The organism is Ruegeria sp. F5, assembly GCF_056533845.1.
Genome location: NZ_JBQFOU010000015.1, coordinates 84,469 through 106,123 on the forward strand (window position 1 = coordinate 84,469; position 21,655 = coordinate 106,123).

The following is a 21,655-nucleotide window of genomic DNA, read 5'->3' on the forward strand; positions in this document are numbered from 1 at the left end:
GGGCATGCCCGGACCGGAATTGGGTGTGATTATGCGACAACATCCTCAAGCACTTTCTGGTGCAAAGCAATGTCTGCGGCATAGTAATCTTGCACAAATCCCCGGATTTCGGGCCGGTCAAACACGGAAGGCTCGGAAGAAGCGTTTGGTTTCATTAACAGTTTCCGGGCCGAGACGCGCAGCTTTTCATGTACCGGTCCGGGCAGAACCCGCCTGGCCACGGCACTTCCTGTATACATGACACGGCTCAGCCCCTGATAGCGAAACACCGTGGTCTGGTTGGCATGACCGATTTCCAGCGCATCGATGCCGATATGGCGGGCCAGATCAGAAACGAAACAATCCATCCGTTCGACGGGGTATAGGTTACGGACCATGCGCTTGCCGTCGACCTCGACAAAACCCGATTGCGGGGCGAAATGGATGTAATCCGGTGCGATCACCGTAGGATCGGATTGAAGATAAGAGATCACTTTGCCGATCTCATCACGGATATCGCCATCATCGAGTTGCGCGAATTCCTTGCCCAGATACATCTTGGCCCGTTGCGCCATGGCAGACCGGAACCTTTGAAACGGGTCGCGTAAAAGCGCGTAGCTTTCATAGATTTCAAGCTTTCCGAACGCTTCAGGGTCCAGTTCGCGTAGCAAGGATAGCGGCAAATGCCGAAAGTCGATATCACCCAGTTTCGGGTGATGCTCCACGGTTTTCAGGAACCGGCTGTCGGCATCGTGAAAGGGTAAAACGGCGGCGCGCACCGAGGTTCCCGCGCATTTGGGGACATGGATGAAAACAAAACGATGCCGGTCAGACAAAATCATAAATCGAAACCATAAACACGAAACAGAACTTACATAACGTTATGTGGAAAGAGCCCGCAAAAGACCAGATGCGGAAAGCAAAGACGGGGCGCAATTTCCTGCGCCCCGCCCCGATTTCATTCGTTTTGCCTGTGCTTGCACACACTGGCGTCAGGCGATCATGGTGTCGTCCAGAACCGTCGTATCGACAAACTGAACCTCATCATCGATCGCAAAGGCGCTGATCTCGCCATCCACGTCACGGCCCCACGGAGAGCCCAGCGACCAACCCCATTGGCCGCCACCGGTGAAGTCGAAGTCCACCCCGGTTTCGTCGATGACAACCTGATCATCAACGATCACCTGCAGCCGATCCGCATTCTGGTCAACCAGAACGGTGATCGTGTGCGTTTCGGTGTCGTTCAGGCCGAGATCATATGCCTTGAACCCCTTGTGGAACTTGGCATCGTTGTTGGCGACATTCACAACCAGCCCGTCGCCGACGACGGACAGGCCGAATTTCGTGTGGTTCCAGACAAGACGCTGCCCGCTGCCATCTGCTTCGTCCCGGGTATACTCGACCGTAAAGGCGATCTGCTCGGAATCTTCGAACTCTTCAAGGCGACCGAAGCTTACGTAATCGTCCTTGCCGTCGAATTGTATCACCGACCCGGAGCCGGTATTCGCGACGGTCGCATCCCCTTTCAGCTGAATCTCGTCGTTGCCGAGCAATGATGCGATATCCAGAACGAAATCATCAAAGACCATCCCTGCGGTTGCTCCACCGGCCGGCTGGGTTGTCCCACTGTCTGGCTGGGTTGTCCCACTGTCTGGCTGGGTTGTCCCACTGTCTGGCTGGGTTGTCCCGCTGTCCGGCTGGGTTGCCCCGCTGTCTGGCTGGGTTGCCCCGCTATCCGGCTGGGTTGCCCCGCTATCCGGCTGGGTCGTCCCACTGTCTGGCTGGGCTGTCCCGCTGTCTGGCTGGGTTGTCCCGCTGTCCGGCTGGGTTGCCCCGCTGTCTGGCTGGGTTGCCCCGCTATCCGGCTGGGTTGCCCCGCTATCCGGCTGGGTTGCCCCGCTATCAGGCTGGGTTGTCCCACCGCTCGGCTGGGTGTTCGAGTTGCTCCCTCCGGTAGAAACAGACCCTACCCATTGGTCGTAGGAGAACGGGAACTGCTGTGCCAAATCGGAACCCGCATTCAGGGTATCGATGATGCTGCCCGGTTTAACGCCAAACTGGTTGTACCCGTCTTTCGCACCAATCGCGTAATAGTTGAATACATCGTCATAGTTTTGGGGTTTGACCAGAGCATTATCTACTACGTTCCAGTCCGACTGCCCGCTATATCCGGATATGGCGGACACGACGTTCTGCTGGATCGTGACATCCTGCGAACCGGCGGACACGAAAATCTTTGGAACCGACACGCCACCGGTCAAAGCGCCGGGTACCGCCAGCACGGTGTTGTTCGCGATCGTCAGATCCTTTGCACCGGCCACCGAGATGCCATGCGTATGTGCATTGTAGATCATGTTATCTTCGATCAGCACATTCGTGTAGAACATAGCCGGATCACCGGGATCCGAATGGCCGCTTCCCATAAAGATCGACTGGGCCCAATCCCCGGATCCCATGTCGATGACGTTGTTGCGGATCGTGATGTCACTGCTGGGGCCCAACAGCTTGGAAAACTGAATGAAGTCGCCGTGGTCCCCGGAGTTCAGCGAACGCTCAAAATCATGGATGTAGTTACCTTCAATGACAACGCCCTGAACACCGTCAACATACATACCGTCCGAGCGGATCGAATGTATGTCATTGCCCGTGACTGCCACATTGCTGCTGGACCCGATATTCATCCCCTTGAGCCAGTCGAAAAACTCGTTGTTCGAAATGGTCACGTCAGAGCTGGTGCGGACCAGCAGGCCCATGCCCCATCCATAGCCATCATCCGTCGCCGAAACGCCCGAGGCCCAGTCGCCCGAGAACGTAGAGTTGTCGATGGTGATGTTCGAGCTGTTGTGAATCTGGAAGGGCTTGTAGCTTTTGGCCTCACCTCCAAAAGTATAGTCGAAGTTCATATCCTCGAACGTGATATTCGACGCGCCGTTCAGATACATCGACGAGATTGTGGCCGGCGCGTTCGCGTCCGCCGATTTGATCGTGACGGTTGACGCGTATTTGGCCCCGAGATTCAACGCGCCGTAATCGCCTGCTGCAAGGAGGATGGTTTCGCCCCCCGTTGCCTGCGACAGAGCCTGGTTCAGCTCGGCCGCGGAAGTTACTGTGATGGTCGTCATCTTACACCTGTGTTTCCAAACGCGCTTACCCAAAGCGCAGAAGATCCCGCTCACCCAGGACGGATGGAACAGCCGCACAAGGGCGACAGATTGGCCGGAATATGGCTATGTTTGGAAACTGTTGCCTGTATTGGGACAATTATGCCCCATTGCCTTCATTTCCGAGTGAACTCGATACTCGATACCGGGAATTGTTCCATTTCCCTTAGCGGTCGCCCGAGGGTTTGCCCAATTGATTCCCTCATCGCAACAATGGACACCAAATCGCCATAATTCAGGCGTGTCCTCGCGTATTTGCGTCAGGCATCGGCAATGAGTTGCTCGGTTCCGCTACGTCACCTTTTCGGAAGGCCCCGCTGCTTGCGCCATGTGGTCTCAGACCGATACAAATAAGGGGTTTCGACGGGATGAGGCAGGATCGCGGGATGCATATCGGGGATTCTCGCATCGCTCCTGCCGGATCGCCGGGCACCGGCAGGGCACAAGCTGTGGGCTGAAAATGGCTCCGCCTGGGGGGCAATCCCGCAGCGCTCTGCCAGAAAGCCCGGAAACCGCGGGATTCGACCAATCCCAGAACCCGGTCTCATTTGTTTCCCTGCCCACGACAGTAAGTGCGATTTTCCCGCTCATACAGACCACAAAACCGGCGCTTTAGTCCCGAAGTCGGCAAATCGGGTTCATTCACCAAAAAAATTGCAACAATGCCACAGTCCGGGTGTATAAATTACCAAAGTTGTTTCCCCTGACTGGTTGTACAGGGCCGCGTATGAGTTTTAGAGTTACCCGACCGAATGAGATAATCTAATCATGATCGATATTGAGGCACGCCACGAAGTCGAGGGTGGCAGCAATCGCAACTTTGGGTTTGTTTTCGCAGCCGTCTTCACCATCATTGGTCTCTGGCCGCTGATTCATGGCGGGGGGCTGCGGTATTGGGCGCTGGCGATCGCAGCCGCGTTTGTGCTGATCACCCTGCTGCGCCCATCTCTGCTGTCCGGACCAAACCGGCTGTGGACAAAGTTCGGCCTGCTTCTGGGCGCGATTGTTGCCCCCATCGTCATGGCTTTGGTCTATTTCCTGACCGTGACGCCAACCGGGCTGATCATGCGGGCTTTGGGCAAAGATCTTTTAAGGCAAAAGCTGAACAAAGATGCGAACACATATTGGATCGAGCGCACGGAAAATGTGGGCCCGATGAAAAATCAATTTTAGGAGTATCAGATGTCGTTTCTGGTAGAGATGTGGCAATTTCTCAAAATCCGAAAGAAATTCTGGCTGCTTCCGATCCTCATCATGATGGTGATTTTCGGCGGGCTGATCGTGCTCAGCCAGGGATCGGCCATCGCCCCGTTCATCTATACTCTGTTCTAGGTTCGAACCGTGACCGCAATTCTGGGAATCTCCGCGTTCTATCACGACAGCGCCGCGGCCATTGTTGTCGATGGCAACTTGGTTGCCGCCGCTCAGGAAGAACGTTTTACGCGCAAGAAGCATGATGCGGGCTATCCGTTTCATGCAATTGAATACGTTCTGGCCGAGGCCGGGCTTAAAATTGGCGATGTCGATCACATCGCCTTTTACGACAAGCCGTTCCTGAAGTTCGAGCGTCTGCTGGAAACATATGTCTCTTACGCTCCGCGCGGGCTGAAATCCTTTCGGATGGCGATGCCGGTCTGGCTGCGCGAGAAGCTATTTCAGAAAGACCTGCTGGCCCGCGAACTGCGCCGCCACGACCCCGAGTTCCGGCCCGGCGACCGGTTGATGTTCAGCGAGCATCATTTCAGCCACGCCGCCAGCGCGTTCTTTCCCTCGCCTTTTGAAGAGGCGGTAGTGCTGACGCTGGATGGTGTCGGCGAATGGGCGACGACGACCCTGGCCATCGGGCGCGGGCGAGAGCTGAAGATCGAAAAGGAAATCCATTTCCCGCATTCGATCGGCCTGCTCTATTCCGCGTTCACCTATTACACGGGCTTCAAGGTCAACAGCGGCGAATACAAGGTCATGGGGCTGGCTCCTTACGGTACGCCCCGCTTCAAGGATGTCATCCTCGAGAACCTGGTCGACCTGAAAGAAGACGGGTCCTTCAGGCTGGACATGCAGTATTTCAACTATGCCGTTGGTCTGACCATGACCAACCAAAAGTTCGCGGACCTGTTTGGCGAGCCTGTGCGCCAACCGGAAAAGGACCCGCTGACCCAGTTCCACATGGACATCGCGGCCTCGGTTCAGGCTGTCACCGAAGAGATCGTTCTGCGGCTGGCCCGCTCGGCCGCGCAGGAATATGGCATCGACAATCTGTGCATGGCCGGTGGAGTGGCGCTGAATTGTGTCGCCAACGGTCATATCCTGCGCGACGGCGCGTTCAAGGATATCTGGGTGCAGCCTGCCGCTGGGGATGCCGGCGGTGCGGTCGGGACCGCTTTGGCCGCCTGGCACACGGAGCTGCAAAACGAGCGTCAAAGCGACAGCGCCTCGGACAAGATGAAAGGATCCTATCTGGGTCCGGAGTTTGCGCAGGATGACATTGAACAGCGCCTGACCGCCATCGGTGCAAAATACGAGACATTCGAAACCGACGCCATGATCGCCGAGGCGGCAGCTGCGCTGGTCGACGGCAAGGCGCTTGGCTGGTTCCAGGGCCGGATGGAGTTCGGACCCCGTGCACTTGGGGGCCGGTCGATCATCGGCGATCCGCGGTCCCCGTCAATGCAAAAGACGCTGAACCTCAAGGTGAAATACCGCGAAAGCTTCCGCCCCTTCGCCCCGTCGGTTCTGCGCGAAGATGTAAACGACTGGTTCGAGTTGGATTATGACAGCCCATATATGCTGTTGGTCGCGGATGTGCAGGAAAAACTGCGCCGCGCGATGACGTCCGAGGAAACGCAGCTTTTCGGGATCGACAAGCTGAACGTTGTACGCTCGGACATTCCGGCGGTGACGCATGTCGACTATTCCGCCCGCGTGCAAACCGTGCATGCCGAAACCAACCCGCTGTATCACGCGCTGATTTCTGAATTCAAACAGCGCACCGGGTGCCCGGTTCTGGTCAACACCTCCTTCAACGTCCGGGGAGAGCCGATCGTGTGTACACCCGAAGACGCGTTCCGCTGTTTCATGGGCACGGATCTGGACATGCTGATTGTTGGCCGCTGCGTTCTGCGGAAGCCCGATCAGGATGAGGCGCTGAAACAGGACTACAAAGAAGCGTTTGAGCTTGACTAGCGCAGGCATCTCTCATCGCGTTTGTCCCGGCGCGTTCAACATGTGTCCACCTGATTTCGATGCATGAGACAGAAATGATGCTCGCCCGATCCAAATTCGACTACCGGAAACTGCTCGGGGTTCTCCTGGTGGCTGCGGGTGTGGGTGTCAACAAATGGTCGGTGCAGGCCTTGGTCGCCTCGGACGGGCAGATCGACTCCGAGTTGATCATCTACGCGATCATCGGGATTCAGATTCTGCTGGGAACTGCGGGGCTGTCTTTTCTGAACCTCGGGCGGCAGCGCCTGTGGCTGGGTCTGATCCTGCTTAGCTTTGTTCTTTACACTTGGGCGGCAACGCGCCAGCCCACCGAAAGCTTTGAGCATTTCTTTCTGGTCTATCTGCCCCAGAGCTTCTACCTCAACGTCCTGCTCAGCATAGCGGCGCTGCTGGTATATGTGTTCATAACCCGGACTAACCGACGCCGGGACATTGCCCAGAATGTTGCCCTGAGCGTTGCGACATTTGGATTTGTCGCCCTGCTAATCGAGCTGCCCGCCCTGACGGGCTTCATCGACTACCGGCAGGTCTTTATCCCCAAAGGGGTCGGTCTAACCGGCCCTCACAACCGGATCTATGAGCCGGGCGGTTTTTTCCACCGCCCCGCAAACGACCAGTACAGCGAAGTTCGACCGGGGGATTCCGTGCTGACGCTAGGGGCGCAGACGAACCGCCTGTACGAGGCGGATTACACCTATGATCAGAACGGTTTTCGCAACAGCACCCCAATCGCAAACCCCGATCTGCTGCTTGTCGGCGACAGCTTCATCGAAGGGTATAAAGTCGGCCAGGATGCAACCGTCACCGAGCAGATCATGGCTAGCTCGGATTATACGGCCATAAGCCTCGCTCAAAGCGACTACTCGCTTTATCACGGGCTGAGCGCGATGCTGCACTATCTGGAGGATTATTCGCCCAGGGTCGTGGTCTGGTTTCTGTTCGAAGGCAACGATCTGCCCTACTTCCCGATCAGCCATGACAAGTTTGTGTCCCGCAGTGCGGCCGCTGCCAAACCGGCCCGGTTCAGCGAGCGGTCGTTCTTTGGCAGCCTGTCGTCCAGTCTGGCCTCATGGAGCTCGCTGGCGGCCCGCAACCTGCAACAGGACAATTATGCGCGGACCCGGTCTGGCAATTTTCCGGATGCGGCGTGGTCTGATGAAACGGCGATGTATTTCGACTATGGCCCGCCTGAACGGGCCGAAGCGCGCCTGCCCTATCTGAAGGACCTGTTGGCGCAGGGGGATGCCCTGGTTCGGGAAAATGGCGGCACACTTCTGGTCGCGCATATTCCGATTAAAATAGATGTCTACCGCGACCTGCTGGCCTTTCCGGAGGACAGCATCGTGCAGGATTGGGTGCCTTTGGAACTGGCGACCACGCTTCAGACATGGGCAGATGAGAACGGCGTAAACTACATGGATTTGACGCCCGCCCTGCAGCAAGCCGCCGCAGACGGGACATTGGTCTACTTTCTGGACGATGAACATTGGACCCCCGAGGGGCATCAGGTCGTTGCGCGGACGGTCCTTGATCACCTGACGACGAAAGGCTGGTTGGATTAGAGTGCTGGTATGAAAATTCTTTCCTTCAAATCCGGGCATGATGGGGCGGTTGCAGGCGTCGACGCGCCAAATCAGCACCTGATGTTTTCCTATGAAGCCGAGAAAGACAGCCTGCCCCGAAACTCGCCCATCGACCCGAATACGCTGCTCGACGCCGGGCTATGGTTCAACGAACTGCCTGACGTTCTGGCACTGAGCGGCTGGTCGACACCGGGCGAAAGCCACACGGTCATATCCGGGGCCGGAAGTTTCGGTATCGACGAAAGCGCGGCCATCGTCGGGACAAAGAACTTCTTTGGCAAACGGCTGGATTATTATTCGTCCTCGCACGAACGCTCGCTTATCTGGGCGGCCTATGCGATGTCGCCCTTCGAACAGGGCGAGCCTTGTTATGTGCTGGTCTGGGAAGATGAGCTGGGCGATTTCTATGAAATCGACCGCGATCTGAAGATACATCACAAGGGGAGGGTACTGGCCGCGCCCGGACGCCGGTTTTCGTTTCTCTACGCGCTTGCGGACCCCACTTTTTCGGGGGGTCGTGAAACGCCGGGAAAGGACTTTTCCAGTAAGCTGCAATCCGCCAGCGCCCATGGGGATGCCAGCGCCAATGATGGCGACGCACAGGGCTTGATTGACGCGCTTTTAAACAACGGCGCGAATTCCGGCGTCCTGAACAAGGATACGTTCAGGGATTCTCCCTACCACAACATCGGCGTCACCTCTCCAAGGTTCCACAACCTTGCGGCCAGATATTCCGATGCGGTCTTTTCCCGCTTCCATGACTTCGCCAAGGCCAACCTGACCAAGCGCTACCCGCTGCTGATTTCCGGGGAATGCGGGCTGAACTATCGCTGGAACACGCGCTGGCGGGACAGCGGCCTGTTCCGCGATGTCTTCATCCCCCCGTGTACCAATGATTCAGGCTGTGCAATCGGCACGGCGGTTGATGCCATGCGCCATTTCACGGGGCGGGCCAAGCTGGACTGGACAGTATATGCCGGCCAGCCCTTCAACGACGACCGGGTCGAGATGGAAGGCGTCACCAGCCGCGAATTGAACTTAAGCGAGGTTGCCGCCGCGCTGCAGGACGGAATGGTCATCGGCTGGGTCATGGGGAATTGCGAAATCGGCCCGCGGGCGCTGGGGAACCGATCAATTCTCGCGGCGCCTTTTTCCACCGAGACACGCGACCGGGTGAACAGGATCAAAGGTCGCGCGGGCCTCGCGCCGGTGTCCCCCGTTTGCCTTGAGGACGATGTGTCGAAACATTTCGATTGGTCTGGCCCCTCGCCGCACATGCTGCATTTTCAACAGGTGACCGACCCGAGGCTCCAGGCCATAAGCCACGTGGACGGGTCAGCCCGGGTGCAGACCGTGACAAAAGACCAGAATGCGATGCTGTATGACCTGCTGACCGAGTTCAAGGCGGTCAGCGGCGTCGGCGTCCTGTGCAACACGTCGCTGAACTTCAAACGCTCGGGCTTCATCAACAAAACGAGTGATCTGTACAAATTCGCGCGCTCTGTCGGGCTTGACGGTTTCGTTGCCGGCAGGTCGTTCTATCGGTTTTAAAAGGCGCTCGCGGGCTGGTGAAGGTGCCGTCATAGACAAGGCTTTTGCATGTCCGTAGTGTTTTCCCTGCCGCCAATGTTATGAAGAGCAACCGCCCATGCGACGCACATACATCTCTGTTGGCATCCTGTTTTGCTCCATTCTTCTGTTGATGGCCCCGGCAACGTCAGTGCGTGCAGCCCCGGCCTGCAGCGGGGTGAAAGCCGCATCAGCACCCCAGGACGGTCAGACCATCCATGACGCGCAGGGGCTTTCACAGGCGCTCAGCACGGCCAGCGGCGGCGAAACCATCCTGCTGGCTGGCGGAAATTATGGCGCTTTGCGCATCCGAGACGCCTTCAAAACCCCTGTCGTGATCCGGTCCGCAGACCCCAGCTCACCCGCCTGCTTTACAGAGCTGCGCCTGAAAGGCGCTGGCAATCTTGCACTGGATGGGCTGGTGTTCGACTATGCCTACAAGTCTGGTGACAAACACCGCAGCAACTTCTTCAGCATTGGCAACAGCCACAACATCACCATCACCAATTCCACGTTCGATGGGGATCACAACGCGGGCATCGGGCATGGCCGCGGCCTGTTGATCACGGACAGTTCCAAAGTCACCATTTCAAACAGCACCTTTCGAAAGTGGTGGAAGGCGCTGACCGGAATTCACTCGACGTACCTGACGCTCAGCCGAAACCAGTTTTATGACATCCGGGCCGATGGAATGGCCTTTAGCGGAATGGATGACCTGGTGATCGAATATAACCGGTTCCACACGTTCCGCGGCGGCAACAGCCGCGACCACCGGGACATGATCCAGCTTATGCGGACCTCGAACCGGGGCAGTTCGAACATCGTGATCCGGGACAATATCTTCGACATAGGGGCAGGAGATTTCACTCAGACGATTTTCATGGGCAAAAGCGGGAAGGATACGAATGACCCTCTGTTGCGTCACAAGAATGTCCTGATCGAAAACAACGTGATCTACAACGCGCATCTGCATGGCATTTCGGTTCACGGGGCAGACAATCTTTCGATCCGCAAGAACTCGATCCTCCGGGTGCGTCAGCCGAATGACGGCAAGGTCACGATCCCCCGGATCAATGTCTCATCCTCGACCTATGTCGTGATCGAGCAAAACGTTGTCAGCGCGATCAACGGGTATCAGAACCAAAAAGACTGGGCGGTGCTCAACAACGCCATCGTTCAGGACCAGTCCCCGGCAAGACCCGGCTACTATGACCGAGAATTCATCTACTATGCGACCGGTGCCGCCAATGGCTTTCACGAATACGGGGTGCGCCCCGGCAGCGAGGTCGATCGTCTGAATGCCGGTTCCACACTTGTCAAAAACTACCCGACGCGGCGTTGAGATGTTCTGAGTGCCTATGATGACCTTTAGAAACCAAAGCTTTGAAAGCTTGCCCCGCCCTGTTCCCAATCACCAACCCGCAGCCTTGCCATGATCTCGGACCTTAAAGACAAAGGCCTGTTTTTCAGGTTCCTCGGCATCAGCGCCCTGGGCACCATCGCGGATTACCTGCTGGCGCTGCTGCTGGCTGTGGTTCTGCTTGCGCCGCCTGTCCTTGCATCGACCTGCGGCTTTGTCCTCGGCTCGGTCATCAATTATTGCGGGCACAATATCTTTAGCTACGAACATACCAGCCAAAACACGATCTCGGTCCGGGGATACGTGAAGTACTTTATGGCAGTGGTCTCCTCGCTGGTCGTGCGGCTCGCCGTGGTCGCGGGGCTGGGCTATGTCACCGCCCTGCCGTTTTGGTTCATCCTGCTGGTGGCGATTGGCGCGTCCTTTGCCGTCAACTATGTGATCTCAACCCTCTGGGTGTTCCGCAAGCCGGGCTAGGTCCGGCTCGGCCCTGCGCGCCCGGTAAAGAACAAAGACCGCTGCGATCAGGCCAAACCCGGCCAGAAGCGCGCCGACCCATTCGCTCCAATGCCGTGGAAGGGTGATCCTGACATCCGCGTCTGTCGGGGCGAATGTGACGAAGCCGGTTTCCGGGTCCGGGGAGAGTGTCAGCGGGCTTCCATCTGTGGTCTCGGCCTCCAGATGTGACCAATACATCAGCGCGACGCGCAGCGGCGTTTCCGGTTGCCAGGGGTCTGCAACGCGAACGATCCACTGGCGCGGGGCCTCGTGCACAGGCTGGATGAAACCGGACCCTGACGCTTCGATTTCTGCCGCAAGCTCCAGCATATGCCGCGACAATCGCCAGATCGGCTGCCCTTCGGCTTTGACGTTTTCGGCAAGCGGGTCGAACACCGGTGGCGGCAGATATTCCGGCGCGCCAATCATCGCAACCGGTTGCCCGCGCGCCGCAATGCCTTTGGTAATGCGGTCCGGCAGCAGCATCCCCACAGCAAGGAAGGAAATCACGAGCCCTCCAATCCCGACCCAGGCAATCCGGCGCGAGCGCCGGTCCTGGGCGAAGGCCGTGCTGAGCGCGCCAATCGAAAGGGCAAGCGCCAGATCGGAAATCACCGTCAGCCGGTAGGGGAACTGGACCTTGGCGATAATCCAGTTCTCCCACAGAACCTGCGAGAGTGAACTGTTGAGCATAAGGACAAGAATTGCAGGCACCAGCGCCCAGATGATCAGGTTTCTTCTGGTTTCTCCCTGCGTCATCACGACGACCAGCCCGGCCACGGCGGCGGCGGTCAACTGGCATATCAAAAGGGCAAGCTTGTACATGCTATTGGGCAGGACATCCGCCCCGATCAGGTACCAGCTTTCTGGAATGAGCTCCTTTGTATAAAGGCCTTCGGGCGACACGTCCCCAAGCAATATAATGGCGGGCAGCCAATAGAATGCAGACAAAGCGATCCCCATAATTCCCAGCCCGGCCAACAGGACAAGGGCCCGCACAAAGCGGGTGCGATGGATCAAAATCCACGTGGCCACAACAACGGCCATAACGTGAACGACCAGAAGCAGGGTCGGAAGATGGCTGAGGCCCAGCCCCGCAAGACCAACCGGCAAGGACCAGACCGGGCGGTGGTCACGCAGGGCCACAAGCACCCCATGCGCGACAAGGGGCACGAAAACATAGGCCGCAAACTCGCCCGCCGCCTGACGGACCATCCAGTCGATGCCCACATGATAGGGGGCCAGCGCCCACACGAAAGTCGCCACCAATGCAGGCTTTGGGGGCAGAAACTGCCGGCCAAAGATCCAGAACGTCACACCGGACAGCCAGCACAGGAAGCCGCCGGACAGCCCAAACAGCACCTGCGGGCTGCAATCTGGGCAGAGCCACTGGGCCGGGCCAGCCGCGACATAAAACGGAAGCGGCGCGTAAAAGAAAAAGTCGAACCCCCCGACCCCATCCCAAAGGGCGGGCAGAAACCGGGGGTAAACCGTGCCGCCGCTCAGCGCGTCTGCAAAGGCCACCGTCCAGCTCATGTTGAAGCCATAGGAATGCCCCATCGGCGTACCAATCACCGCGAAGACCAACAGGCTGACAGCCAAGGCCGCCAGCGCAGTGAGCCCGATCCAGACATTGCTGCGCACTGACTTGTTTCTCCCTGCTCGGCTGGAACTGAGCCTCAATTCTTCTCGGATCTCGGGCGTTACCGCGCCAGAACCGGTTGGGCTAAGAGTATCACTGAAATACAAAAAATTCCCGGCTCTTCGCCGAATTCTTTGAACCCGCCGCCAAACCATGATCATTTATTGCCAAAGATCTGAAGCAAGACATTTGCCATGGTGCAGCTGAACATGAACATACCCACCCCCCAGTCGCGGGCAGCCGCAGCCGCCAACCCGGCGACGCCGACGCTGAGCCTCGTCATTCCCATGTTCAACGAGGAAGATGCCCTGCCCGCCCTATTCCAGCGCCTTGGGGAGGCAATGGAGGAAATGGGCGAAAGCTATGAAATCATCTGCGTCAATGACGGCAGCACAGACGGCACCGCCCGAGTGCTGGCCGAGGCGCATGACCGCGACGGCCGGATCAAAGTGCTGAACTTCTCGCGCAATTTCGGGAAAGAGGTCGCGCTGACGGCCGGGCTGGATGCCACCTCGGGCGCGGCTGTTGTTCCGATTGACGCCGACCTGCAGGACCCGCCCGAACTGATCGCAGAGTTTCTGGAAAAGTGGCGCGAAGGGTATGACGTGGTTTATGGTGTCCGGCGCAATCGCGACACCGATACCGCTCTGAAACGTTGGTCAGCAGCGAAATTCTATCAGACAATCAACCGGTTATCTGGCGTGAGTATCCCCGCCAATACCGGGGATTTCCGCCTGATGGACAGGCGCGTCGTTGGCGAGGTCGGCCGGTTGCGGGAGCGTAACCGTTTCATGAAAGGGCTTTTCGCCTGGGTCGGGTTCAGTCACGCCGAGGTCTATTACGACCGGCCCGAGCGCATCGCCGGGAAAACCAAGTTCAACTACTGGCGGCTGTGGAACTTTGCGCTGGACGGGATCACGGGCTTCAGCACGGTGCCGCTGCGGATCGCCGGTTATATCGGAATGCTCACCGCCATCGGGGCGATCTTTTACGGCATCTTTCTGATCGTGCGGACATTGATCTATGGCATCGACGTTCCGGGCTATGCCTCGCTTATGGTCGCGGTTTTGCTGATCGGCGGCCTGCAACTCATCGTGTTGGGTGTGATCGGGGAATATCTTGGACGCCTTTATGAGGAGTCGCGAAAACGCCCGCTGTATATCGTGGAAAGCACCCTGGGCCTGACGCAGGACAAATAGGCCTTTTGAAGGATTCCCGGCAGAAGGCGCGGTTTTATTTCAATCGGTTGTTTTCAAGCACATTGTTCACGATCTGAACTCTACCCGCTCACCCCGATTCACTGGCGCCGATAGACGAGAACCCGTCCGTCCCCAAGCGTGCCGGCAAAGGCGCGTACGAATTCCAACTGCCCTTCGACATCTGTTTCGAGCCTTGGAATGACGCGGAACATCCGGTTTGGGAACAAAACCACCAGCGTCGCGGGGCCGGGTTGGGCCATTGCTTGGGCGTAAGCATCCGCATCACCGATGGTTGTCCAATCCGCATCGAAATGGCTTTCGAAAACCGGACCGCCGGGGTTGATGGCGTAAACCCGTTCGGACGGGCCACGCGTTTCTTCCACAAAAGCGAAGGCCCCGGCCAGATCCTGTTTCGGGGCATCATAGTTGCGCTGTACCAGAAACAGGGACACGACAATCATCGCCAGAACACCCACGGCAAACAGCACCCGCCCAAGCTGAGGCCGCCTGAACAACCGCGCCACCAGACCGGCCCCGTATCCGCAGCCGACAACGATCAGAACGATCACCGGGCCAATATCGACAAAGAAGAACCGCGGCCAGATCCGCATATCCAGCGACATGAGGATGGCCAGCGTCACAGCGATATGCATGGCAATGGCGACAGAAAACAACGGCTGCGCCGAATGCGTCCCTATTGCGCCAAAGACAAGGGTTGCCAGCCCGGCAATGGCCACGATCAGCGTCAGAGAACCAGTGTTTCCGATTGTGGTTCGCAGCCCCTCGACCATGGTCCAGACCGGGTTTTGGTACACCTGCATCTTGTCGACGGCGGATGTCGCTGAAATCTCGCCCATAGTGTCCAGAAGACTGGGCAAAATCGGCAGATAGACCAGGAAGGTCAGACCCAGCGCAATGGCAACGCCGATCAGCGGCTGCAACACCCAGTCGCGGCTCAAGGCATCCCGGCCAAACCCGGTCACCAGCGAGATCAGCCAGACAAGCCCCAACGCAACAAAGAAAAACGCGCCGGTCAGATGGGTGAAAACAGCAGCGGCGGCGGTCAGGCCAAAGGCTACCCAGGTTCCCATCGTCGGGCGGCGCATACCCCGCAGAAAAAGGATGAGGCCAAGCACGCTCCAGAAAGCAAGCTCGGTATATCCACGCGCGTTCTGCGAAAACCAGACCTGATGGTAGGACAGCGCCACAAGCAGGGCCGAGACATGCGCGATCCTGGTGCTGGCTACCTCTTTCGCCAGCCACCAGATCGCAGCGACAGTGCCGACGCCGAACAAGACCGCCGGAAAACGATAGGCCCAGGCTTCTTCCCCGAAAATCTGCGAGAACAGCTTGGCCTTCATGCTGAAGAAGTAATGATGGTTCATCGAGTATTCGCGCATCATGTCGCCCCAGGGCAGGCGAACATGTGTGTCGACGGTCCAGATCTCATCATACCAAAGCGGTGTGTTCAGCCCCGCAGTCCTCAGCACCGCAGCCAACAGCAGAATGAACAGAAGAATTGCCAGATCATTGCGGCCAATCGCGGGGGATGGCGGGGTCATGTCAGATTCTCCGATCACACTCGCATCTCCGGGCACCAAACCAATCCTGACCTTGCGCGGGCCGGACACAGCCGCTCGCTGAAACCTGCCCGATTATCCCAGTTCCCAGGCCCTGCGTCGAAACGAATGTACCGGCGCTGGCGCATTTTGATGTGAACTGTCTCTGGATTACAGACATTTTCAATACCGGACCCGGGTTGTTGAAGGGTGGGCCCTCTTTATTTCAGCAAACCATCCAGATAAGCCCCATATTCGTTCTTCGCGAACATCTCGGCCCGCTGGCGCAATTGTTGCTCGTTGATCCAGCCCAGTTGCCACGCGATCTCTTCCGGGCAGCCGGTTTGCAATCCCTGGCGCTCTTCCAGCGTCCGCACGAAATTGCCCGCATCCAGCAGGCTGGCATGGGTGCCGGTGTCCAACCAGGCATAGCCGCGCCCCATGGTTTCGACCCTAAGCTGGCCTTCTTCCAGATACATCTGCAGCAGATCGGTGATTTCCAACTCGCCCCGAGGGGATGGTTTGACTTGTCTGGCGCGCTCTGGCGCGGTGCCGTCCAGGAAATACAGGCCCGTCACCGCATAGTTCGAAGGTGGCTCAGCCGGTTTTTCGATGATCTCTTTCGCACGCCCATCCGCATCAAAGGCGACCACGCCATAGCGTTGGGGATCGGCCACGTGATAGCCGAACACTGTTCCGCCTTCGACATGCTTGTCCGCTGCGGCCAGCAGTTTTGGCAGACCGTGACCAAAAAAGATGTTGTCTCCCAGAACCAGCGCTGCGGGTGCACCCGCCAGAAACTCTTCGGCCAGAATAAAGGCCTGCGCCAGACCATCAGGGCTGGGCTGCACCACATAGGTCAAGCTGACCCCCCACTGGCTGCCATCCCCCAACGTGCGCTTGAACTGGTCCTGATCCTGCGGCGTGGTGATCACGCATATTTCGCGAATACCGGCCAGCATCAGCACCGACAGCGGGTAGTAGATCATCGGCTTGTCATAGAGCGGCAGTAGTTGCTTCGACACGGCCATCGTGATCGGATAGAGGCGGGTGCCCGATCCGCCCGCAAGTATGATGCCTTTGCGTGTCGTCATGATGCGCTTTCCAACTCTTTCAGAATATCACTTAAACCCTGCCGCCAGTCAGGACGGCTAATGCCAAAAGTTGTTTCCAGTGAGGAGCAATCAAGGCGGGAATTCAACGGTCGTAGCGCAGGGGTCGGATAATCGCTGGACGGGATATCCGTCACCTCGCATTCAGTCTCTAATTGGGAAAAAATCGCACGCGCAAACCAGGCCCAGCTAACATCCGGCGCGCCCGCAAAGTGGTAGATGCCGGTCTTATCCGCATCCTCGGCCAGTTGGCGGGCCATGGACAGGCAGGCCGCCGCGATATCCCGCGCGGGGGTCGGGCCGCCGATCTGATCCGCCACGATAGATAGCTGGTCCCGTTCGCCCCCCAGCCGCCGCATCGTCTTGACGAAGTTGTTGCCATGGGCGGACACCACCCACGAGGTCCGCAGGATGCTATAGGTGCCGCCCGCCTGCGCGATCCCCTGCTCTCCGACCAGTTTCGAGCGGCCATAGGCCCCCAGCGGTCCGGTCGGGTCGGTGGGTTGCCAAGGGGCCTCGCCCGATCCGTCAAACACGTAATCCGTCGAAATAGAGACGAAAGGGATGCCCAAGGCGGCGCATTCCCGAGCCATCGCGGCGGGTGCCTCCCCGTTGATGACGGTCGCCAGCGCCTCTTCTGCCTCGGCCCGGTCCACGGCGGTGTAGGCAGCGGCGTTGATCACGGCTTTTGGCGTTGCCGCGCGGATGGCTGCTGCGCAGGTGTCCGGTTGCCCCAGATCCGCCTGCGCCCGGTCCAGACAGGTCACATAGGCTAAAGCCGCCAGTTCCCGCGCCACCTGCCCGGTTTTGCCAAAGACGAGGACGGTCATGCCGTCACGCCCAACCGCTTGCCGACGCCCTCGCGATTTTGCAGCGCCCGCCACCAGCTTTCATTATCCAGATACCACTGAACGGTTTTCTCCAACCCTTCCTCGACCGTGACCGAGGGTCGCCAGCCCAGTTCGTCCCGGATGCGGGTCGGGTCGATGGCATAGCGCACATCATGGCCGGGGCGGTCGGTGACAAAGGTGATCAGATCGGCATAGGGCGTGGCCGCGGGGCGCAGGCGATCCAGAATACCGCACAACGTCTGCACCAATTGCAGGTTAGAGCGTTCATTCTCGCCCCCGATATTATAGCTGCGCCCAAGCTGGCCTTTTTGCACCACCAGCAGCAGCGCCTCGGCGTGATCTTCGACGTATAACCAGTCTCTAACATTGGAGCCATCGCCGTAAATCGGCAGTGGTTTGTCCGCCAGAGCATTCAGGATAATCACCGGGATCAGCTTTTCCGGGAAATGATAGGGCCCGTAATTGTTCGAACAATTCGTCAGCACCACCGGCAGGCCATAGGTTTCACCCCAGGCCCGCACCAGATGGTCGCTGGCCGCCTTGCTGGCCGAATAAGGTGAGCGGGGATCATAGGGCGTTTCTTCGGTGAACTGCCCGGTTGACCCCAGCGAGCCATAGACCTCATCGGTTGAAATATGATGGAACCGGAAACTATCGGGCCGACCCTGCCCTTCCCAATAAGAGCGCGCCGCCTCGAGCAGCGTATAGGTCCCGGTCACATTGGTTTCGATAAAGGCACCGGGCCCGTCGATTGACCGGTCCACATGGCTTTCCGCCGCCAGATGCATGATCGCGTCCGGACGATGATCGGCCAAGGCCCGATCCATGGCGGCGCGATCCCGAATATCAGCCTCTAAAAAGGCATAACTGGGGTGATCTGCCACCCCGGCCACGTTATCCAGGCAGGCCGCATAGGTCAGCGCATCCAGATTGACCACCTGATGCCCGTCCGCAATCGCCCGCCGCACTACGGCCGAGCCGATGAAACCGGCACCGCCTGTTACCAGAAGCTTCATGATGCATCCCCCCAGACAAACGGGCTGTCGAAATCGGCCAGTGCCGGTGCGATTTTATCCTTGTCGGACAATACAGGCTCGCCGGTCAGCCCCCAGTCAATGCCACAACTGTCCCAATGCACCGACCCGTCGCAATCGGGCGCGTAATAATCGGTGCATTTGTAGCAAATCTCGGTGTCGGGCACGCACGTGACAAAACCGTGCAGAAAGCCCTTGGGTACCAGAACCTGTTTTCCGTTCTCTGCGGTCAAATCGACGCCAACCCATTGCCCATACGTGGGAGAGCCCTTGCGGATATCGACCACCACATCGAACAACGCCCCCTGCCCGCAGCGCACCAGCTTGTCCTGCGCATGGGGCGGCGACTGGAAATGCATCCCGCGCAGGGTGCCAACACTGGCTGAAACCGAATGGTTATCCTGCACGAAATCCAGGGTAATCCCATGCGCGGCCAGAGTATTTCGGTTCCAGGATTCCGAGAAAAACCCGCGCTCATCACCGAACCGCTTTGGCGTCAGGATCAGGACGCCGGGTAAGGCGGTATCTTCAATCTGCATGTACTCAAAACCCGTGTTAACACAACATGTTCATAGCAACTGAATACCGGACTGTCATGAAGGGGATGCGAAGAGATGAGCCCCCTGTTGCTCCCAAAGATCAGCCCGCGCTTTGATCACGCAGGACAAGCGGAATGGCATCCGTTCCCGAATGTACATCGCCCCCTTTTCAGGTGCGTCAGGCTGTAACGCGCTTTGTGATCGCCGATACCAGATCACCCACATTCTGCAGGTTCGCGACTTCTCCGGTGCTGAACTCAAGCCCCGGGAACGCTTTCTCGATGGCGATCAGCAACTGGATGTTCGTCAGCGAATCCCAGTCCTCGATGTCTTCGGCGGTGGTTTCGGGGCTCAACGTGATCTCGTCATCCTCGAAAACGTCCTGAAAGACCGACGTTAAGCGCTGCCATACCTCAATCTCGGTCACGCAAAATCCTCCACTATATCTATGCTGACGGGAACCGGTTCGAACCCGGCAAGGGGGCGACCCCATGTTGTGGTGCCATCTTCCGCAACACCGTCCTTTTCAAAATTGAGATCGGCATAAAGGGTTTCGACCAAACCGTTCTTTGCCGTTGGCCGATAGATGCCCCTGACCTGCAAAACCCCGCGGCGGGCGGCTTCCTGCATCAGGTAATTCGCCATCGCAAATTCGGCGCCCCGTTTGAAGACGCGGCAGCTCATCAGCCAAAGGTCGAGCGTCAGCGTGTCACCGTCCACCGTTCCGGCGGCAACGCTGATAAGGCCATTGTCACCGAAGGTATCCTTCAACCTCATATAGGCGGTAAGGGCGGTGTCGCTGGAGGCGAGCGCCTCGACCTCGGACCGTGTCATCCGCTGGGTGGTCAGGTTGAACTGGTTGGTCTTGTTGATGAGCTGCGTAATCCGGTCCAGATGCTCGGGCTCGAACGGGCGGATCACGGCTTTCTGGTTCAGCGAACGCAGATAGCTGTCATAATCCACCGCGCTTTCCGCAAGCTCCGTGCGCGAGCGGTTGGCGGCATATTGTTCGGATTTCCTGCGGTCCTCGCTGGTGATCTCAATCGTCTCAAGCCAGCCTGACCGGCTGAGAAGATACGGGTATTCTGAAGGATCATCACCCAGTTCCAGCACGCGCACCTCGGGCAGGCTCTGCCGCACCAGGGCGCGTTCCGCCGGGTTGTCATCGACAAAGACGATCGCGTCGAGCCCGATGTTCAGCTCTTTCGCTATGGCGGCGATGCTGTCGGGCTTGGGCCCCCAGTTCGCCTTGAACGAAACGAAATCGGCGGATTTCAGCGCCATGTCATCCAGCGTGTCGAACGGCGCGCGCGCGTTGGCCTCTTCGTTTTTCGAGGCCACGGCAAGCAGGATGCCCCGCGCCTTGAGCTCCAGCAGGTAATTCTGAAACGCCAGGAATGCCTCGCCTTCGGCACTTCCTTGACCAACCTTTATGCCGTTCACCCCGTCATCCCCGACAACGCCGCCCCAAAGCGTATTGTCGAGATCAAGCACGATACATTTCGAGGTCTTACCGTAGATGGCCGCGATAATCCCAGCCGTGTCGCGCACCAGCGGGATCATGCAGTCGAACGAGACGGGCTGTTTGGCGTGATACCAGAAGCGGGGGTCGAACCAGTGCTGGACCCCATGGCGGGCAGACAGAAGTTCCACATCCAGTATATGGACAAATTTAGGGGCCTGTTCCGCCAAAAGCTGGTTGATCCGGCGCACGAAATTGGTGCGATCCCAGGGAAGGCGGCGGCTGAGATGGCCGGTCGAGGATGTCGGCGGCAGATGCAGGTTGCCGAGTATGATGTCAGCCCCGGTTTCCAGGTTGAACGTTGTACAGAGGCTGTTCAGCCACAGATCGACGAACCGGTTGGCCAGCATCGCCACATCCGCCTCGGTGTCGCCGACGGCAGGCCAGTCCGTGATATCGGACGGCCCAAGCAGCAGAACCGCGATCTGCGGCGCGAACCCGACCGTCGCACTTGCAGGGTCCAGAAGCTCGGCAACATGGGTGTTGAAATCCGGGCGGTGAATGCGGGTGCGCAGGCCAAAGCTGTCAAGCTCGGCGCGCAGAGGAAGTTCAAGGAAATCCGTCGTCGCGCCGCTCAGAAGCGCGACGCGCAATTCGTTGCGCCCGTCATCATCGGCGGCCCGGTCGATCTTGCGCCATTTGCGGCACAAAGAAAGGTAATCCTGGATGGATTCAGTTGCCCGCAGCGCGCCCAGAACCTGTGTCCGCGCCGTATCGCTGGCAACATCTGCGCCGGGATACGCATGCCCGGCCTTAACATCTAAAACCACTTACCCACCCCCAAATCAGGGCACCTGTTCACCCAATATAAGTAATCACAATAAC

General features: G+C 58.3%; 18 protein-coding genes. 8 read left to right on the top strand and 10 right to left on the bottom strand.

Translation table 11 applies throughout. From position 1 onward, the window contains the following. Positions 1–29: 29 nt before the first annotated feature. Both ACR0K1_RS19640 and ACR0K1_RS19645 read right to left on the bottom strand, forming a co-directional pair. On the bottom strand, positions 30–821 hold the full coding sequence (locus ACR0K1_RS19640; RefSeq protein WP_480851613.1) for a sulfotransferase family 2 domain-containing protein: 792 nt from the start codon (positions 819–821) through the stop codon (positions 30–32). A gap of 150 nt (positions 822–971) precedes the next feature. After that, complete coding sequence (locus tag ACR0K1_RS19645) at positions 972–3,101, bottom strand: right-handed parallel beta-helix repeat-containing protein (protein ID WP_480851615.1); 2,130 nt, start codon at positions 3,099–3,101, stop codon at positions 972–974. Between the two features lie 807 nt (positions 3,102–3,908). Here ACR0K1_RS19645 and ACR0K1_RS19650 point away from each other — a divergent pair. The 7 genes from ACR0K1_RS19650 to ACR0K1_RS19680 all read left to right on the top strand — a co-directional run bounded on the left by ACR0K1_RS19650 (position 3,909) and on the right by ACR0K1_RS19680 (position 11,351). Further along, the gene (locus ACR0K1_RS19650) at positions 3,909–4,313 is read left to right on the top strand and encodes an SxtJ family membrane protein (protein WP_480851616.1); all 405 of its coding nucleotides are present in this window, start codon (positions 3,909–3,911) and stop codon (positions 4,311–4,313) included. A gap of 9 nt (positions 4,314–4,322) precedes the next feature. Further along, complete coding sequence (locus tag ACR0K1_RS19655; protein WP_377194769.1) at positions 4,323–4,472, top strand: DUF5989 family protein; 150 nt, start codon at positions 4,323–4,325, stop codon at positions 4,470–4,472. A gap of 9 nt (positions 4,473–4,481) precedes the next feature. Continuing rightward, entirely contained in the window at positions 4,482–6,323 is a 1,842-nt protein-coding gene (locus ACR0K1_RS19660; RefSeq protein WP_480851618.1) for a carbamoyltransferase family protein, read from the top strand. A 59-nt stretch (positions 6,324–6,382) separates the two neighbouring features. Continuing rightward, positions 6,383–7,924: an alginate O-acetyltransferase AlgX-related protein gene (locus ACR0K1_RS19665; protein ID WP_480851620.1), complete on the top strand. Its 1,542-nt coding sequence runs from the start codon at positions 6,383–6,385 to the stop codon at positions 7,922–7,924. Between the two features lie 9 nt (positions 7,925–7,933). Next, the gene (locus tag ACR0K1_RS19670; RefSeq protein WP_480851622.1) at positions 7,934–9,496 is read left to right on the top strand and encodes a carbamoyltransferase C-terminal domain-containing protein; all 1,563 of its coding nucleotides are present in this window, start codon (positions 7,934–7,936) and stop codon (positions 9,494–9,496) included. 97 nt (positions 9,497–9,593) lie between these two features. Further along, complete coding sequence (locus ACR0K1_RS19675; protein WP_480851623.1) at positions 9,594–10,856, top strand: right-handed parallel beta-helix repeat-containing protein; 1,263 nt, start codon at positions 9,594–9,596, stop codon at positions 10,854–10,856. 90 nt (positions 10,857–10,946) lie between these two features. Further along, complete coding sequence (locus tag ACR0K1_RS19680) at positions 10,947–11,351, top strand: GtrA family protein (protein ID WP_480851624.1); 405 nt, start codon at positions 10,947–10,949, stop codon at positions 11,349–11,351. Here ACR0K1_RS19680 and ACR0K1_RS19685 read toward each other — a convergent pair. Beyond that, a complete protein-coding gene (locus ACR0K1_RS19685) occupies positions 11,319–13,016 on the bottom strand; it encodes a hypothetical protein (RefSeq protein WP_480851625.1) in 1,698 nt (565 codons plus the stop codon). The two genes, ACR0K1_RS19680 and ACR0K1_RS19685, sit on opposite strands and share 33 nt — an antisense overlap. A gap of 207 nt (positions 13,017–13,223) precedes the next feature. Here ACR0K1_RS19685 and ACR0K1_RS19690 point away from each other — a divergent pair, with 207 nt between their 5' ends. Continuing rightward, the gene (locus ACR0K1_RS19690) at positions 13,224–14,213 is read left to right on the top strand and encodes a glycosyltransferase family 2 protein (RefSeq protein WP_480851626.1); all 990 of its coding nucleotides are present in this window, start codon (positions 13,224–13,226) and stop codon (positions 14,211–14,213) included. Between the two features lie 98 nt (positions 14,214–14,311). On the opposite strand, the gene ACR0K1_RS19695 is transcribed toward ACR0K1_RS19690, so the two are convergent. The 7 genes from ACR0K1_RS19695 to ACR0K1_RS19725 form a co-directional block, all read right to left on the bottom strand. Further along, complete coding sequence (locus tag ACR0K1_RS19695) at positions 14,312–15,775, bottom strand: glycosyltransferase family 39 protein (protein ID WP_480851627.1); 1,464 nt, start codon at positions 15,773–15,775, stop codon at positions 14,312–14,314. 218 nt (positions 15,776–15,993) lie between these two features. Beyond that, positions 15,994–16,866, bottom strand: coding sequence for a glucose-1-phosphate thymidylyltransferase RfbA (gene rfbA, locus ACR0K1_RS19700; protein ID WP_480851628.1), 873 nt, complete (start codon positions 16,864–16,866; stop codon positions 15,994–15,996). Next, positions 16,863–17,714 (bottom strand): dTDP-4-dehydrorhamnose reductase, encoded by an 852-nt coding sequence (rfbD, locus tag ACR0K1_RS19705; protein ID WP_480851630.1) that lies wholly within the window; start codon positions 17,712–17,714, stop codon positions 16,863–16,865. The genes rfbA and rfbD overlap by 4 nt, the downstream gene beginning before the upstream one ends. Then, entirely contained in the window at positions 17,711–18,751 is a 1,041-nt protein-coding gene (rfbB, locus tag ACR0K1_RS19710) for a dTDP-glucose 4,6-dehydratase (protein WP_480851632.1), read from the bottom strand. Before rfbB ends, rfbD begins: the two co-directional genes overlap by 4 nt. Next, positions 18,748–19,308, bottom strand: a complete 561-nt coding sequence (rfbC, locus tag ACR0K1_RS19715; protein WP_480851633.1) for a dTDP-4-dehydrorhamnose 3,5-epimerase — start codon at positions 19,306–19,308, stop codon at positions 18,748–18,750. The genes rfbB and rfbC overlap by 4 nt, the downstream gene beginning before the upstream one ends. A gap of 178 nt (positions 19,309–19,486) precedes the next feature. Beyond that, entirely contained in the window at positions 19,487–19,735 is a 249-nt protein-coding gene (locus tag ACR0K1_RS19720; RefSeq protein WP_480851634.1) for an acyl carrier protein, read from the bottom strand. Beyond that, complete coding sequence (locus tag ACR0K1_RS19725; RefSeq protein ID WP_480851635.1) at positions 19,732–21,600, bottom strand: HAD-IIIC family phosphatase; 1,869 nt, start codon at positions 21,598–21,600, stop codon at positions 19,732–19,734. Before ACR0K1_RS19725 ends, ACR0K1_RS19720 begins: the two co-directional genes overlap by 4 nt. Positions 21,601–21,655 lie beyond the last annotated feature (55 nt).

Bases quoted from the DNA above. Each gene is read 5' to 3' on its own strand.
- ACR0K1_RS19640 (WP_480851613.1), bottom strand. From the start codon at position 821: ATGATTTTGTCTGACCGGCATCGTTTTGTTTTCATCCATGTCCCCAAA.
- ACR0K1_RS19645 (WP_480851615.1), bottom strand. From the start codon at position 3,101: ATGACGACCATCACAGTAACTTCCGCGGCCGAGCTGAACCAGGCTCTG.
- ACR0K1_RS19650 (WP_480851616.1), top strand. From the start codon at position 3,909: ATGATCGATATTGAGGCACGCCACGAAGTCGAGGGTGGCAGCAATCGC.
- ACR0K1_RS19655 (WP_377194769.1), top strand. From the start codon at position 4,323: ATGTCGTTTCTGGTAGAGATGTGGCAATTTCTCAAAATCCGAAAGAAA.
- ACR0K1_RS19665 (WP_480851620.1), top strand. From the start codon at position 6,383: ATGCATGAGACAGAAATGATGCTCGCCCGATCCAAATTCGACTACCGG.
- ACR0K1_RS19670 (WP_480851622.1), top strand. From the start codon at position 7,934: ATGAAAATTCTTTCCTTCAAATCCGGGCATGATGGGGCGGTTGCAGGC.
- ACR0K1_RS19675 (WP_480851623.1), top strand. From the start codon at position 9,594: ATGCGACGCACATACATCTCTGTTGGCATCCTGTTTTGCTCCATTCTT.
- ACR0K1_RS19680 (WP_480851624.1), top strand. From the start codon at position 10,947: ATGATCTCGGACCTTAAAGACAAAGGCCTGTTTTTCAGGTTCCTCGGC.
- ACR0K1_RS19690 (WP_480851626.1), top strand. From the start codon at position 13,224: ATGAACATACCCACCCCCCAGTCGCGGGCAGCCGCAGCCGCCAACCCG.
- ACR0K1_RS19695 (WP_480851627.1), bottom strand. From the start codon at position 15,775: ATGACCCCGCCATCCCCCGCGATTGGCCGCAATGATCTGGCAATTCTT.
- rfbA (WP_480851628.1), bottom strand. From the start codon at position 16,866: ATGACGACACGCAAAGGCATCATACTTGCGGGCGGATCGGGCACCCGC.
- rfbD (WP_480851630.1), bottom strand. From the start codon at position 17,714: ATGACCGTCCTCGTCTTTGGCAAAACCGGGCAGGTGGCGCGGGAACTG.
- rfbB (WP_480851632.1), bottom strand. From the start codon at position 18,751: ATGAAGCTTCTGGTAACAGGCGGTGCCGGTTTCATCGGCTCGGCCGTA.
- rfbC (WP_480851633.1), bottom strand. From the start codon at position 19,308: ATGCAGATTGAAGATACCGCCTTACCCGGCGTCCTGATCCTGACGCCA.